The 15,233-nt window shown below is 74.1% G+C and carries 13 protein-coding genes; 7 read left to right on the top strand and 6 right to left on the bottom strand.

From position 1 onward, the window contains the following. Positions 1-217: 217 nt before the first annotated feature. Positions 218-3,103, bottom strand: coding sequence for a helix-turn-helix transcriptional regulator (locus tag ACWEPX_RS18070; RefSeq protein ID WP_451898320.1), 2,886 nt, complete (start codon positions 3,101-3,103; stop codon positions 218-220). Between the two features lie 504 nt (positions 3,104-3,607). Here ACWEPX_RS18070 and ACWEPX_RS18065 point away from each other — a divergent pair. Continuing rightward, positions 3,608-4,108 carry an acyl-CoA thioesterase gene (locus ACWEPX_RS18065; protein ID WP_451898319.1) on the top strand — a complete coding sequence of 167 codons (501 nt, stop codon included), beginning with the start codon at positions 3,608-3,610 and terminating at the stop codon, positions 4,106-4,108. Then, positions 4,105-4,566: an ester cyclase gene (locus ACWEPX_RS18060; RefSeq protein WP_451898318.1), complete on the top strand. Its 462-nt coding sequence runs from the start codon at positions 4,105-4,107 to the stop codon at positions 4,564-4,566. Before ACWEPX_RS18065 ends, ACWEPX_RS18060 begins: the two co-directional genes overlap by 4 nt. Positions 4,567-4,596: 30 nt before the next feature. Here the strand turns inward: ACWEPX_RS18060 and ACWEPX_RS18055 are convergent, their stop codons facing one another. Next, positions 4,597-4,812, bottom strand: a complete 216-nt coding sequence (locus tag ACWEPX_RS18055) for a hypothetical protein (RefSeq protein WP_451898317.1) — start codon at positions 4,810-4,812, stop codon at positions 4,597-4,599. Positions 4,813-5,099: 287 nt separating this feature from the next. Between ACWEPX_RS18055 and ACWEPX_RS18050 the strand changes: the two genes are divergently transcribed. Further along, positions 5,100-5,858 (top strand): thioesterase II family protein, encoded by a 759-nt coding sequence (locus tag ACWEPX_RS18050; RefSeq protein WP_451898316.1) that lies wholly within the window; start codon positions 5,100-5,102, stop codon positions 5,856-5,858. Here ACWEPX_RS18050 and ACWEPX_RS18045 read toward each other — a convergent pair. Next, a complete protein-coding gene (locus ACWEPX_RS18045) occupies positions 5,842-6,219 on the bottom strand; it encodes a hypothetical protein (RefSeq protein WP_451898315.1) in 378 nt (125 codons plus the stop codon). The two genes, ACWEPX_RS18050 and ACWEPX_RS18045, sit on opposite strands and share 17 nt — an antisense overlap. Next, a complete protein-coding gene (locus tag ACWEPX_RS18040; RefSeq protein WP_451898314.1) occupies positions 6,212-6,595 on the bottom strand; it encodes a hypothetical protein in 384 nt (127 codons plus the stop codon). Before ACWEPX_RS18040 ends, ACWEPX_RS18045 begins: the two co-directional genes overlap by 8 nt. Positions 6,596-6,672: 77 nt before the next feature. Here ACWEPX_RS18040 and ACWEPX_RS18035 point away from each other — a divergent pair, with 77 nt between their 5' ends. The 4 genes from ACWEPX_RS18035 (at position 6,673) to ACWEPX_RS18020 (ending at position 12,514) form a co-directional block, all read left to right on the top strand. Beyond that, positions 6,673-8,682 (top strand): CHAT domain-containing protein, encoded by a 2,010-nt coding sequence (locus tag ACWEPX_RS18035; protein ID WP_451898313.1) that lies wholly within the window; start codon positions 6,673-6,675, stop codon positions 8,680-8,682. Beyond that, on the top strand, positions 8,675-10,060 hold the full coding sequence (locus ACWEPX_RS18030) for an esterase/lipase family protein (RefSeq protein WP_451898312.1): 1,386 nt from the start codon (positions 8,675-8,677) through the stop codon (positions 10,058-10,060). The genes ACWEPX_RS18035 and ACWEPX_RS18030 overlap by 8 nt, the downstream gene beginning before the upstream one ends. 123 nt (positions 10,061-10,183) lie before the next feature. Beyond that, complete coding sequence (locus ACWEPX_RS18025) at positions 10,184-11,164, top strand: polyprenyl synthetase family protein (protein ID WP_451898311.1); 981 nt, start codon at positions 10,184-10,186, stop codon at positions 11,162-11,164. Between the two features lie 114 nt (positions 11,165-11,278). Then, positions 11,279-12,514 (top strand): hypothetical protein, encoded by a 1,236-nt coding sequence (locus ACWEPX_RS18020; protein WP_451898310.1) that lies wholly within the window; start codon positions 11,279-11,281, stop codon positions 12,512-12,514. A gap of 340 nt (positions 12,515-12,854) precedes the next feature. Here ACWEPX_RS18020 and ACWEPX_RS18015 read toward each other — a convergent pair whose 3' ends face one another. Together ACWEPX_RS18015 and ACWEPX_RS18010 are read right to left on the bottom strand one after the other, a co-directional pair. After that, positions 12,855-14,438, bottom strand: a complete 1,584-nt coding sequence (locus ACWEPX_RS18015; protein ID WP_451898309.1) for a class I adenylate-forming enzyme family protein — start codon at positions 14,436-14,438, stop codon at positions 12,855-12,857. Further along, complete coding sequence (locus ACWEPX_RS18010) at positions 14,435-15,187, bottom strand: class I SAM-dependent methyltransferase (RefSeq protein ID WP_451898308.1); 753 nt, start codon at positions 15,185-15,187, stop codon at positions 14,435-14,437. Before ACWEPX_RS18010 ends, ACWEPX_RS18015 begins: the two co-directional genes overlap by 4 nt. Positions 15,188-15,233: the final 46 nt, after the last annotated feature.

Below are 15,233 nucleotides of genomic sequence, written 5' to 3'. Positions count from 1 at the left end.
TAAGCGAAACGCCGCTTGGGCGTGAAGGCGGTGAAGGCGGGCGGAGCCCGTTCACGCCCTCGCGAGTTTAGCGGCGTTTCGCTCCCCGCGAATGCAAGTCCACCCCATCGGACACTTGGGCGGGGGCGCGTGCGGTTGGGTGGGGTTTCGCTCCCCGCGAATGCGAGTTCACCCCATCGGACAGGCTTGGTGGGGCGCGTTGCGACAGATCCGGAGCTCAGCTGCGTAGGGAACGTGCCAGCTTTACCAGGTTTGCGCGGTCTCCGCAGCCGGTCTTGGCTATCAAGCTAGCGACGTGCTTCTCTACCGTTCGCGGGGAGATGTGTAGGCGGGCTGCCAGTGCCTTGTAGCCCTGCTGGTCTGGGAGGAGTTCGAACACCTCGTACTCGCGAATTGTCACGCCCAGTGCGCGTAGGCGGCCGGGGACGCGGTCTGTGCCGGTTCGGCGTTGCTGTACCGACTCCCCCACCGAACGCAGCAATCGTCTGCATGCGCTGGCAACTGGGGCGATCCCTACGCGGTGGAAGTGTTCTTCGGCTTCGCGCAGCCACGCTACCGGTTCGCCCCAGGCGTCTCGGTGGGCGGATTCGGCTACCAGGCGTAGTGCCAGGTTGCGGGCCATGGGGAACGGCTCCCCTGCGGCGCGGGCGGCGGCGGCCTTCTCCGAGGCCGCAGCCGGGTCACCGGAGCGTCCCAGCACTACGGCGTAGGCGAACAGGACGAACTGGCGGTTCCATCGCATTGCGGCGGAAGGCTTTTGGGCCAAGGAGTCCACTTCGGCGACGGTGAGTCGGCCGTCCAAAGCGGACAGAAGTACCCGCAAGCCGTTGGTGCCAGACAGGTGGAATGTGGTTGGGCTGCGGGCTTCTACGTCGGCGGCTACTGCCAGCTCGCGCCGTGCTGCCGTTCCGTCCTCCTCCAGCAGGGCGCACACCGCGCCCGCCAAGCCGTGCGCCAGCGGTCGTTCCTGGGCGGCCTCGGCGCCGGTGGCGCGGAAGTCGGCCAAGGCGCGTTCCATGTCCGCACGCCTGCCCTGGTGGGCGGCCAGGGCGGCCGCCACCACGTACAGGAACCGTTCCACGGCTACCAGCCGCAGGCGGCGCACCGATGCCAACGCGGCCTCGATCTGTTCGGCTGCGAGGGCGAACTCGCCTCGTAGGACCGAGTCCATCGCAATGGAGGCGGTCATGTTCTCGGCGAGGGTGATCGCGCCGACGCGCAGGGCGGCGTCGCGGGCCTTCTCGACCACCGACACGTCGCTGTCGACCAGCCAGGCGATGGAGGCGCCGCCGATGACGCCGTACACCTCCCAGATCGCCAGGTTCGCGGCCTGGGCCACGGCGCGGCAGCGGTCGAAGCACTCCTGGGCCTCGGCGAGGTCGCGGTCGCGGGCGACGAAGCCGATCATCTGCCAGGCCTGGCACAGCACGGTCGGGGTGACCTGGTCGGCTGCGGCGATCACGCGGCGGGCCAGGGACTCGGCGACGGCGTGGCGGTCCTCGCCGGGGCCGTCGACGGCCAGGTTGGCGGCGATGACGTCGACCGCCGCCGTGGTGGCCACGTCGGCGTCGGGGGGCAGCAGCGCGCGGGCGGCGGCCACCTGGGCCATGCCCTCGGCCCAGCGGCCTGCGATGTGCCCGGCCCAGGCCAGGCGCACGTGCAGGGCGACGCGGCGCTCCGGCGGCAGCCCGGCGAGCGCGTCGGCGAGGGCGAAGGCGCGGTCGAACTGGCCGTGCTCGGCCAGCGCGTAGAGCAGCTGCTCCAGCACGTCGGCGCGCTTGGCGGGCTCGCCCGCCTCGGCCAGCAGGCGTTCGGCCCGCTGCAGGAGCGCCACGGCCGAGCCAGCCGCGCCGTCGGCCAGCGCGCGGGAGCCCGCCTCGGCGAACAGCGCCGCCGCGCGCACCGGCTGCCCGGCCCCGACCCGCAGCAGCGCCGCCAGCTGGCACCACTCGCCGGGCAGGCCGGGGTGCAGCTCGGCCACCGCGTCGGCCGCGCGCCGGGACAGGTCCGCGCTCTCGACCGGGGTCAGCCGCGAGCGCAGCGCCTCGGCGGTCAGCGGGTGCTGGAAGGTGTACCAGTCGATGCCGTGCTCGTCGCGGCTGATCAGCTGCGCCTCGACGCCCGCGTGCACGTGCTCCAGCAGCGAGCGGTGGTCGATGCCGGTCACCTGCTGCACGACCGTCAGCGAGAACCGCCTGCCCACCACCGCGGCCGCCGAGCACAGCAGCCATCCCTTGGGCCCCAACCGCTCCGCGCGGTCCACGATCGCCCGGGCGACCGTCGGCGGGACGGCGGTGGCGGCGGTGGCGCGCAGCCGCCAGCCGTCCTCGCCGCGCACCAGGCTGCCGTCGTCCACCATCGCGTGCAGCAGCTCCTCGGCGACGAACGGCACGCCCGCGCTGTCGCGCCAGAGCCGCTCGGCGAGCCCGGCGGGCACCGCGGGCTCGTCCAGGCAGGAGGCGATGAACGCAGGCGCGTCGGCGATTCCGAGCCTGCCCAGCTCCACCAGCACGCCGCTCTCCCGCCGCGACACCGAGCGGACCACGTCGTAGGCGGGGCCCGGCTCGCTGCGGGCGGTGGCGATCAGCGCGGTGGGCTGGGTGCGCAGGTTGTCGCAGATGTACTCCACGACGGCCAGCGACTCGACGTCGGCGTCGTGCAGGTCGTCGAGGAAGAGCACGCAGCCGCGGCCGTCGGACACCGCGGCGGTGAGCCGCAGGATGGCCTCCCCGAGCATGATCAGCGAGCTGGGGCCGGACTCGCCGACGCTCCACTCCGGCACGAGCTTGCCCAGGATCGGCCGGTACGGGCCCAGCGCGTCCGCGGGCAGCGGCACGCCCAGGCGCACCAGCGACAGCAGGGCCTCGGTCAGCGGGCGGAACGGCACCGTCGGGCCGGTGGCGCTGGCCCGGCCGCGCAGCACGACCATGCCCGCGTCCTGGGCCCGGCGCACGGCCTCGGCGGCCAGCCGGGACTTGCCGATGCCCGGCTCGCCGACCACGAACGCCGCGCCGCCGCGCCCGGACCTGGCCTGGTCGATGAGCCCGGCCAACCGGGCCGCCTCGCCGTCCCGGCCCACCAGCGTGGAGGCCCGTGTCCGCATGGTGGCCCATCCTATCCGCGGGAATGTGCCGGTTCCGGTGATCGTCGGATTCGACCTTGCCATGCTCGCCCACCGCCTGCCCGCCCGCGCACCGCCATCCGGGTCGACTATTTCTCACGAAGTGCTGTCCAGCAGCGGCGAGAGACGTTCCCCTGTGGACTGAACCGGCTCGGGGCCGGGCCGGGCCACGCGCGGGCGGTCGCCCGACCCGGACGCCATCTCCGCCTGTTGGGGCAGGCGCCCGGCCGGACACGCCGGGGGCTACCGCTACACCGAAGCGTTCCACACGCGCATATGCCCAGCACCGGGCCGAAAGACGCTCGGATGAACATATCCGCATCCCACCCTGGGATGTCACCGCAATGAGCTAATTCGGCCCGACATCGACGCGCCGGTTCGGCAGAACGGGGGGTGATCGTTTAGTGTTGTTCCCGCGACGGTCCCCCCGCGTCTTGTCCCATTTGCTTTCAACACCTGATGGAGCACTGCCCGATGACTTCTGTCATGCGCGTTGTCGAAACCGATCTGCAGCCGAAGACGATGAATTCCTCGCGCTGCGAGCTCTCCCGTGTCGTGTGGCGGGCCGACCAGAACATGTTCGGCTCCGGCCGCGGCACCCTCGTGCTCGAACTCGTCGACGACGTCGCGTGGGCGACCGCCGCCCGGCACGCCGACGGGCACGCCGTGACCGTCACCGTGGAGCACATGATCTTCAAGAACCCGACCTGGGCAGGCGACGTCGTCACGGCGTTCGCGCAGGTCGAGGGCACCGGCCGGACCTCGATGGACATCGGCGTCTACGTCACCGCCCAGCGCGGGGCAGGCGAGCGGGTCGCCGTCGCCGAGGCCCACCTCGTCTTCGTCGCCGTGGACGCCGACGGCAACCCGCGCGCGGTGCCCGGGGTGTACCCCGAGACCGAGGCGGAGTACGCCGCCGCCCGCGCGGTCGAGATCCGCCGCGAACACCGCAAGGCGCTCTCGGGGGCGCTGGAGCAGGAGCGGTGAACCGCACCTATTCCCCGCGCATGCGCGTCGTCGTCGCCGATGCCGAGCAGGCGGCGGCAAATGTGGAGATCACCGCCGCATTCATCGCCGAAGCGGTGAACGAAGGCGACTTCACGGTCCTGCCCGAATTCGCAGAACCGGATATCCGCGATTTGTCCGAACCGCGCGTGTTCGCCGACGGCCTGGCCGGGCTGCGCACCCGCATCGCCGCGACCCGGCTGCGGATGCCGGATCTGTACGCCAGAATTCTCGACATCCGCCCGGCCGACATCGGCTCGGTCCAACTGCGCCTGGAGTTCTCCGGCACCTACGTCGGCGACCCGATGGCGCCGACCGGGCGCGACGGCCGGATCGTCCGCTGGCGCCAGCACCACCTGTGGTTCTTCCGCGGCGACCGCGCCTGCGCCCACATCGGGCGCGTGGACCGCACCGCGATCGACGCCGCCCTGCGCGGCTGACGGGCAGCCGGGCCGCGGGGGCGGCCCGGCTCAACGCACCCACAACCGGCCCGGCGGGTGCGGCCAGGCGATCGCGGGCACGTCATCGGGCTCTGCGGCGCTGTGGACCATCGCGGCGCCGCCGGCTTCGGCGGGCCCGCGCGCCTCGGCGAGGATCGCGCGCAGGCGGACCGCGGCGATGCGCAGGCGCCACGGGACCACCACCCCGACGACCACCGCGCAGCCGAGCCAGATCGGGAGGGACATGGGCAACCCCCGTTCGACGCCGAGCGCCCCTCACGACCGGGTTCGACCGGACCGGTGTCCGGCCGCCCGATGCGACGCTCGGCGTTGTTCGCTGGTGAGCTTCCGAACGGACCATCGTGCCGGTGCGCCCCCAGTTACCTCCCGTGGCGAAAGTCGACGGTCCCGCTCGAAAGAACCACCCACATGGGTCAGATTCCGCCGAATGGGTAACGCCCGGGCCCGTGTCAGCGGCCCCTGGGAGCATGGACGGCGCCGCCCTGCCCCCAAGCCGCCGAGGTGATCCCCCGATGACCGCTCCCGCCGACACGACCGACCTGTGGATCCGCCGGTTCCACCGGTCGCCGCGGGCGCGGGCCCGGCTGCTGGCCCTGCCGCACGCGGGCGGGTCGGCCAGCTACTACTTCCCCTTCTCCCGCGATCTGGCCCCCGACGTCGAGGTGCTGGCCGCGCAGTACCCCGGCCGCCAGGACCGCCGCGAGGAGCCGTTCGTCGAGACCGTCGCCGACCTGGCCGACCTGCTGGTCGACGCGGTGGAGCCGTGGGCGGACGTGCCGCTGGCGCTGTTCGGCCACAGCCTGGGCGCGTCGGTGGCCTTCGAGGTGGCGGTGCGGCTGCGCGAGTGCGGCGCGGCCCCGCTGTGCCTGATCGCCTCCGGCCGCCGCGCCCCGACCGCCGTGCGCGACGAGCGCGTCCACGAGCGCGACGACGCCGGGCTGCTGGCCGAGATCCGCTCGCTGGACGGCACCGAGGGCCCGCTGCTCAGCGACCCGGAGATGGTCGCGCTGGTGCTCCCGGCGATCCGCTCGGACTACCGCGCCGCCGAGACCTACCGCTTCACCCCCGGCACCAGGCCGCTGGACTGCCCCATCCACGTCCTGATCGGCGACCGCGACCCGAAGGTCACCCGCGCCGAGGCCGACCGCTGGGCCGAGCACACCACGGCGGCGTGCACCGTGGAGGAGTTCCCCGGCGGCCACTTCTACCTGGCCGACCACCAGCCCGCCGTGGCGGCCCGGATCGCCGCGCACGTCACCCGCGCGCTCTAGCCAGCCACCACAGCCCGAGGACCGGCAGCACGGCCGGGATGTAGCCGTAGCCCTGGCCGAAGGCCGACCACACGGTCGCGTCCGGGAAGGCGGCCGGGGCGAGCAGGCTCGCCGTGCCGACCGCGATCACGCCGACCAGCTCGACCAGGCACGCGACCACCGCGAGCCTGCGCGCGCCGCGGATCAGGGCGACGGTCGCCACCACGTACACCGCCGCGGCGAGCGCGGAGAGCAGATACGCCAGGGGCGCGGTGTCGAACCGGGTCGCCAGCTGCACCGCCGACCGCGCGCACGCGGCCAGGGCGAACACCGCGTAGACCGCGACCAGCAGCCGCCCCGGCCCGCTGCGCAGCTCAGGCACCGCCCACCGCCCAGAGTTCGTTGAGCCGCACGATGACCACCGGGATGAGCAGCGCGCCGACCACGACGACCGCCATGCCCCAGCGGCTGCGCTCCATCATCGACCAGAACACCGCCAGCGGGAGCAGCAGCAGCCCGCCGAGCAGGTACCCGCCGAAGGACAGCCCGTCGACGGGGTGGTCGGCCCCGGCGAGCCGGATGAACCCGATCACCGCCTGCACGAGCAGGGCGAGTTCGATAATGAGCAGGAACACGACCAGCAGCCCGCTGGCGGGCTTGTCCAGCAGCAGCGGCCGGTTGAGCACGACGAGCACGAGCGCCCACAGCGCGGCGGCCACCGCCGCCCAGGTCAGGACGGTGGCGAACACGGCGATCATGTGAGGGCACCCCCGGGCTCCGAGCGGTTCGCGGCGGTGACAGCCTTGCATGGCGGTGGTGAGGGGGTGACAGGACGGTGCTGACCGCGGCGGAGCGCGCCCGGCTGCTGGCCTGGCTCGGCGATCCCGCCGGGCTGGTCTACGCCCGCCAGCTCCTGGCCGGGCTCGCCAAGGCGCGCGGGCCCGCGGTGCGGCGGGTGCGCGCCGCGGCCCGCGACTGGCTGGAGCGCGGCGGCCCGCCGACGGAGGTCCCGCCGGAGCTGCTGACGTGCCTGGAGTCCCACCTGCTCTCGGCGCTGCGCGACCTGCTCTGGGACGAGCACCTGATGACCGCCGCCGCCACCCTGCTGCACGCCGCCCTGGTCGAGCGCGGCACGGGAGCGGGCGAGTGGGGCGACTACGACGCCCGCCGCGACCACCACGGGCACGACCAGGGCGGCGTGCAGCAGGGTGGCGGCCAGGGATACGACCAGGGCTACGGCCAGCAGCCCTGGGGCAGGCCGCGCGGCGGGGACTGGCTGGTCGAGGACAAGCCCAAGACCAGCCCCGCGGGCGGCGCGCCCGCCGAGGAGGCGTGGCCGCTGCTGCGCGCCCCCGCCTCGGTCACCGCGGGCGAGGTGTTCACCCTGCGCGTCGGCCTGGCCGAGCGGCGCGACCCGGCGCTGCTGAGCACCGGAACCGTCCCGCTGCCGCGCGGCCGGGTGGAGCTGGAGGTCGTGGTCGTCTACGACCCGGCGGCCTTCGCCCCGGACGGCTGGGCCAACCCGGTCCGCATCGCCTACCCCGAGCAGCACGCCGTCGACCTGCGGATGACCGCGCTCGACGGCCCGGGCCTGCGCGCCCGCAGGCAGCTCGGCGCGGCCTACCACCACGGCGGCGAGCTGCGCGGGTTCGCCTCGCGGGAGATCGAGGTCGCCGCGCGGCCGTCGGGGACGGTGCCGCTGTTCGACGGCCGGGTGCTCGACATCCGCCCGCTGCTCGACGCCGACCGGCCCGACCTGGTGATCGTGGTCGAGCGCGGCGAGGACGTGCGCGGGCAGACGCTGCTGTGGTCGGTGCGCTCGCCGCTGCCCCGGATCGCCCCGCACGCGGGCCCGTTCCGCAGCGACATCGGCGACGACCCGGCCGCGTTCGCCCGCGCGCTGCGCATCGACATCGGCGGCTACGGCGACGACGCCCGCGGCGCGGCGCTGCGGCTGATCGGCCTCGGCAGGCGCATCGGCGAGCTGGTCCCCGAGCCGGTGGCCGACGCCCTGCGCGCGCTGCGGCAGCGCACCGAGGTGCCGTCGGTGCTGCTGCTGAGCACCGAGCCGCACGTGCCGTGGGAGCTGGCCGTGCTCGACACCCCCGAGCACGGCTCGCCGTTCCTGGGCGCGACGGCCGCGATCGGCCGGTGGGTGCTGGCCCGCGGCAGGCCCGCGCCGACGCCGCCGGTCCGCGTCCGGGCGGGCACCCACGCGGTGATCACCGCCCGCTACGAGGGCGTGCCCGGGTGGTCGCGGCTGCCGCACGCCGAGGCCGAGGCGCAGTGGCTGCGCGAGCGCTACCCGCCGTGCGAGGAGATCGGCCCGCTGCACTCGGCGGTGCTCGACGCGCTCGACGCGGGCCCGCGCGCCGACGTGCTGCACTTCGCCCTGCACGGCCGCTACGACCCGGAGTCCGCCCAGGAGGGCCTGGTGCTGCTGGCCGAGTCCGGCGGCCGCACCCGGCACCGGTTCCTGCACCCGGACCAGGTGGCGGCGCTGGACTTCACCCGCAGGCCGTTCGTCTTCCTCAACGCCTGCCAGGTCGGCGCGGGCGGGGAGGTGCTGGGCGACTACTCCGGCCTGGCCAGGGCGTTCCTGGCCGCGGGCGCGGCGGGCGTGGTCGCGCCGCTGTGGAACGTCCACGACGCGGCGGCCTCGGCGGCGGCCGAGGAGTTCTACCGGCTGGCCTACGCCGGGGTGGCGCCCGCGGAGATCCTGCGCCGCTGGCGCTCGCGGGTCTCCCGGGCCACCCGCGACGGCAGGCCCGCGACGGCCCTGGCCTACCAGTTCTTCGGCCACCCCCGGCTGGCGATGGAGCGAACGGAGAGCACCTATGGCTGAGCGGCTGCGGCCCGATGGCGCGCTGGTGCGCGTCGGCGACGTGACGGTGGTGTCCCCGGGGATGACCGGGCAGGTGGCCGTGCACCTGCCCGGCGCGCCCGAGCTGCGGGGCGGCGAGCGCCCCCTGCTGGCCGACGCCCTGGACCGCGCCGACTACGACACGCAGCTGACCGTCGAGGTGACCACCCCCGACGAGGGCGAACTGGTCGTGGAGGTCCCCGGCCCGGGCACCGGGCTCGGGCAGCTCGTGCTGGCCGCCGACGAGGACGGCCTGCTGCGCTGGCACCTTCCCGTGGAGGCCGCGGACTCGCAGGACCGCGGCGGGGACCGGCGGACCTACCGCATCCCGGTGGCCGCGGTCCCGCCCGGCTCCGGCGAGCGCGGGCTGATCGGCGCGCTCGGGTCGAAGCTGCTCAAGGTGCTGGTCTTCCCGCTGGTCGACCCGGTGCTGGGCCGGGTCGGGGACTTCTTCGCCCGCCGCTGGGAGCAGCGCAACCGGCCCGAGGGCCTGGTCGGGATGACCGCGGGCGTGCCGGGCTGGTCGACGCTGGCCGAGGGCCCCGCCCTGCTGTTCCTGCACGGCACCGGCAGCTCGACGCGCACCGGGTTCGCCGGGCTGCCCACCTCCCTGCTCGGCGACCTGCACACCCGCTACGGCGGCCGGGTGTTCGCCTACGACCACCACACCCTCTCGGTCGACCCGCTGGCCAACGCCCGCGCCTTCGCCGCGCTGGTGCCGGAGTCGGCGCGGCTGCGGCTGGACGTGGTCGCCCACTCCCGCGGCGGCCTGGTCGGCCGGGCGCTGTGCGAGCTGGGCGCGGAGTTCGGGCTGACCCCGGACCGGCTCGCGGTGCGCACGCTGGTCATGGTCGGCACCCCCAACGCGGGCACGGCGCTGGCCGACCCCGAGCACCTGGGGTCCTGGATGGACCGGCTGACGAACTGGCTGCAGCTGGTCCCCGACAACGGCGTCACCGACGTGATCGACATGGTGCTGACCGTCCTCAAGCAACTGGCCGTGGGGGCGTTCCGCGGCCTGGACGGGCTGATGTCGATGAACCCCTCCGGGGAGTTCCTGGGCAAGCTGAACGCGGGCGGCCCGGTCGAGGCCGCCTACCACGCGATCGCCGCCGACTACGAGCCCCCGCCCGGCTCGCCGCTGGCGCGCGGGCTGCGCAACGGGCTGATGGACGCCGTCTTCGGCGCGGCCCCGAACGACCTGGTGGTCCCGACCGAGGGCGTGCACGCGGCCAACGGCGCGGCGGCGTTCCCGCTGCCCGAGCCGGAGGTGTTCGACAGCGGGCACGGCGTCGACCACCTGACGTACTGGTCGCAGCCGCGCGTGCACGCCGCCCTGGACCGCTGGTTGGCCGGCTGACCACCGGTTCGGGTGGTTGGCCCGCGCCCGGCGCACCGCATCCGGGCGGCGGTGTTAGCGTCATCGCCGATCAGCCACGCTTGCTGTCCACAGTGGACTGTGGGCCGGGACCTGGGGGATGCGGTGTCGGTACTCGATCTCGTCTGCGGCCAGCGGGGCGACGCCTTCGCGCACGCCCGCGCGGTGATCGATCCGGGCCTGCGCGCGGCGGTGGACACCCTGCCCTCGTCGACCAGGCACGTGGCCGGCTACCACCTGGGGTGGTGGGACGAGCACGGGCAGCCGCGCGCCGACCACGGCGGCAAGTGCGTGCGCCCGGCGCTCACCCTGGCCGCCGGGGCCGCCGTCGGCGCGGACACCACCGCCGCGGCCGTCGCCGTCGAGCTGGCGCACAACTACACCCGGCTGCACGACGACATCGTCGACGGCGACCGGGCCCGCCGCGGCAGGCCCGCCGCGTGGGCGGTGTTCGGCCGGGGCGCGGCCATGCTGGCGGGGGACGCGCTGCTGGCCCTGGCCTACGACGTGCTGGCCCCGGACGCGGCCGCCACCCGGGTGCTGACCGCCGCGGTGACCGCCTGCCAGGACGGCCAGGCCGCCGACCTGTCCTTCGAGCGGCGCACCGACGTCACCCTGGCCGACGGGCTGCGCACCGCCGAGCGCAAGACCGGCGCGCTGATCACCGCCGCGGTCGTCCTCGGCGCGCCCGGCCTGCGCCGCTTCGGCGAGCGCATCGGCCTTGCCTACCAGCTCGTGGACGACGTGCTGGGCATCTGGGGCGACCCGGACGCGACCGGCAAGCCGGTCTACGCCGACCTCGACCGGCGCAAGAAGTCCCTGCCGGTGCTGGCCGCCCTCGCCTCGGGCACCCAGGCAGGCCGCGACCTGGCCGCGCTGTACCACGCGCCGCGGCCGCTCTCGGCCGCCGACGTCGTGCGCGTCGCCGAGCTGGTCGACCGGGCCGGTGGCCGCGCGCACTGCCTGCGCCAGGCGGGCGACCTCCTCGCCGCCGCCCTCGACGAGCTGCGCCGGGCCGACCTCCCGCCGCGCGGCTACGCCGAGCTGGCAGGCCTGGCCCACCACCTGGTCCACCGCGACCGCTGAGCCCCCGGGCGCGCCGGACCGGTGAACTCAGCCCCGGTGACTGCCCCGTCGGGCATCGACCCGCCCGCCTGCCCGTCGCCACGATGGCGTCAAGTCAGCGAAGGGATGACGGCGATGGCAGCGGTGACGGTGCACCAGGTCGGGGCGGGGCGCGCGGACGGGACCTCCGGCGTGCTGGACGAGAGCACACAGGTCCAGGTGTTCGCCCAGGTCAGCAATGACGACGGCGAGCCGATCACGCTCGGGGTGAACTTCACCGTCGCCGACCGCACCGAGGCGGTCGGGCTGAGCGTGGGGGCAGGCGAGACGCAGTGGGCGCAGTACGTGGTGGGCACCCTGCCCGCCGGGACGCACCCGCTGGACGTGCTCGTCTACGCCGAGGTCGACGGCACCTCCCAGGTCCTCGGCCAGCAGCAGGGCCAGTTCACCGTGGGCGCGGCCACCGCGACCACCGGCTACGTGCAGCCGCCCGACCTGGACATCACGGTCTTCCGCTTCGACCCCAAGCCCGCGCACGGCCTGCACCCCTCGCACGGGCGCGCCTACGACAGCGAGGGCGGCAGGCTGACCGTGCAGGTCCGCAACATGGGCGCCGAGCAGTCCGGCACGGCGACGCTGACGATGGTCGCGGGCGCGGAGTTCGCCAACCACGAGATCGACCTCGCGGGCAGCGAGGAGGTCCAGTTCACCCTGGACGTCGACGAGCTGGCGGCGGGCGAGGCACAGGTCTACGCCTACATCACGATGGAGATCAACAACTCCTCGCAGAGCCTGGCCCAGAAGGAGCTGACGCTGGAGGTCGTGCCCGCGCCGGTCCGGGAGAACCCGGAGCTGGGGCACACCACCATCGACTTCAGCCTCGCCGTGCACGTCGCGGGCGAGCTGGGCGGCACGTTCCTCCTCGACGACTACGCGGTCTCCGTCCGCTTCGTCGGCGACGACCAGCAGACGACCTCGCCGTCGGAGACCGAGCACTGCGACATCATCAGCGGGGTCTTCGCCTGCGACGGGGTCATGATCCCCCGGGGCGGCTGGATCATCGTCGCCGCGAGGAACCATGAAGGGGATGAGCTGAGCGGGACGCTGCAGTACGACCCGGAGGATGTCGCCGACGGCAGGCTTTCGGTGAGCGCTACGCAGCAGGTTGCTGGGCGGGAGTTCACGGCTAGCAGCACGCAGGAGATCGCGGATGAGGTGGAGACTTCGGTGCGGGCTACTGCTTCGTATGCGTTCATTGAGGCTGAGGCGGGGCGGACGTGGAAGCGGGGGGAGACGGAGAGTTGGGGGGAGGAGCGGTCGGGGACGTTGTACTACCCGCTGGCGGATTTGGAGTTGAAGGTCGAGAACTGAAGCTGCTGCTGGGGCTCGTGGGCGGTGGTTGCGCGGGTTCCGGCGGTGATTGCTCGGCTTTGGCCCGTGGTTGCGCGGCTTGGGTGGGTGGTCCGATGGGGTGAACTTGCATTCGCGGGGACCCCTAAGCGAAGCGCCGCTGGGCGTGAAGAGCGGCGATGCGGGCGAAGCCCGTTCACGCCCCCGCAAGTTTAGCGGCACTTCGCTCCCCGCGAATGCAAGTCCACCCCATCGGACACTTGGGCGGGGGCGCGTTCCGGTTGGGCGGGTGGGCGCGTTCCCGTTCCCTGTTGTGGCGGTGGGCATCTGGGCCCGCCTTCGTGTTTGTCGTGCCCGGGGGTTAGGTCCAGTGGCCGGTGCCGAAGGTGGCTGGGCCGCAGTGGAGGAGGGCTCGGAGTTCCATTCGGCGGACTTTGCCGGTGCCGGTGCGGGGGACTCGGTCCCAGGTGAAGACGACTGGGTCGGCTAGGGCGGGGAGGTCGTGGATTGCGGTGGCCCAGTGGGCGGGGTCTAGGGAGCCGTCGACGGTGACGACTACCGGGATGGGGAGGCGGCCTGGGGTGCCCAGGACTACGCATTCCACGATTTCGGGGACGCGGTCTTCGATCACGTCCTCCAGTTCGACGCAGCTTTGGCCGGGGATGACGTCGACCTCGCGGTCCAGGAGGAGGTAGGAGCCGGTTCGGGTGCGCAGGCCGACGTCGCCGGAGTTCCACCAGCCGTCGGCGGACTTGGCGCGCCAGCGTTCGTGTTCGCCGATGTAGTCCACGCACTGGGCTGCGGTCCGGACCAGCACCAAGCCGGGGCGGCCGGTGGGCACGTCCTGGAAGGTCCTCGGGTCGACCACGCGCAGGCGGGTACGGCCGGGCATGGGCCTGCCGAGGTTGCGGGTGGTCGGGTGGCGGTCGGCGCGGGTGGCGACCGAGCGGCGGGTGAGGAAGCGGAAGGTCATCGGGCCGGTTTCGGTTTGGCCCCACACCTGCACCCACAGCGGGTGCCGTCGGCGGGACGCGCCCAGGTATGCCCGCACCGTGGGCGGGTGCATGGCGTCGAAGGTGCTCACGAACAGCCGCACGTCGCCGAAGGGGTGGTCGGGGGCTGCGGTCAGGCCCTGCCAGCGCACGAACACCGACGGCAGCGCCTCCAGCGTCGTCGGCGGGTGCTCGCGGAGGACGTCGGGTTCGTCGCCGCCGATCACGACCACCTTGGACGGGGCGAGCCACAGCACGCTCATCGTCCACGGCACGGCCCGGCCGTGGCAGTAGGCGATCGCGGAGGCGACGGTGTCCGACGGCTTGGTCGAGAGCACCGGGACCCGCTGGGCCTCCCGGGCGGCCAGCCGGTGGATCAGGGTCTCGGCGGTGTGCAGGACCAGCTTGGGTGTCCCGGTGGTGCCGGAGGTGTGGTTGATGATCAGCGGCGCGTCCGGGACGCGGCGGACCACCGCGGGTGGGCGGGTGCCCTGCACGGCGGCCAGGTCCAGCGCGCCGGGGTAGCGCCCGTCCACCACCAGCGTGCGGCGGGCGAAGCCGACCAGGTCGGTCTCGTCGTCGCGGGCGTTGTCCAGCACGCCCGTCGAGGTCACCAGCAGGGCCGGGTCCAGCCGCTTGAGGAGAACCTGCAACGTCTGCGGCGGCAGGTTGTCCGACAGCAGCGCGGGCACCGCGCCCAGCCGGGCCGCCGCGGCCGCCAGCAGGACGTAGTCCCAGTGGTTCTCCTTGACCACGGCCACCCGGTCGCCCGGGCCCACCCCCGCCGCGTGCAGCCACCCGGCCGCGTTGCGCACCAGGCCCGCGAGGTCGGCCATGGTGTAGGTCGTGCCGAAGTCCGGCGCGATGTCCAGCGGCCGGTCCAGCTCGGCCACGGTGCGCACGCCGCGGTCGACGAGGTCGTCGAACAGCGTGCCCAGGTCCTTCGGCTTCACGGTCCCACCTTCCGACCGATGACGGTCACCATCACCTGCGACAACCAGGTGTGCCGCGGGTCGAGCAGGTCGGCCACGGCCCGGTCGACGTCCACAGCGGACACCCCGGTCAGCCGCGGACGCAGGTGCTCCAGCCACAGCGCGAACCAGCGCCCGCCCGGCGATCCCCCGCGCACGACCTCGGCGCGCCCGTCGGCCCGCACGTCGGCCAGCCCGGCCGCCTCGGCCAGCTCCACGTCCAGCAGCCCGCACCGCGGGTGGTAGCCCGACTCGCGCATGACCGCGTAGGCCGCGCGCTTGACGCCCTCGTGGAAGACGCCGTCGGCGTGGCTGAACAGCGAAGCGGTGTCGGTGTCCTCCAGCACGAGATGGCCACCGGGCCGCAGCGCCTCGACCATCCGCCGCACGGCCCCCAGCCGGTCCGCGAGGTGCTGCACCACCAACCGCGCGTGCACGAGGTCGTACCCGCCGCCCGGCACGCCGTCGCACACGTCCATCTCCACCACGCGGCCACCGGGGACGTCCAACCGCGACACATCCCGGTCGACCGCGGTCACGTACGCCCCCCGGGCGGTCATCCACCGCGCCACCGACCCCCGGCCCGCCCCCACCTCAAGGCACCGCGACCCCGGACCCACCAGCCCGGCCAGGCGCGCGAAGGTCCCCGCGTCCCACAGGGCCTCCCCCAACGCCAGCCGCTCCCCCTCCCGGTCGAACCCGGTGTCGAAGCAGTACGCCGTCTCAGCCACCAGCAACCCCCCAGGCTCGATCCCGACCACGACACCCCGGCGCTGG

This window comes from Actinokineospora sp. NPDC004072, from assembly GCF_053604195.1.
The sequence above is the reverse complement of the archived record's forward strand: the minus strand, read 5'-3'. Positions and strand labels throughout refer to the sequence as shown.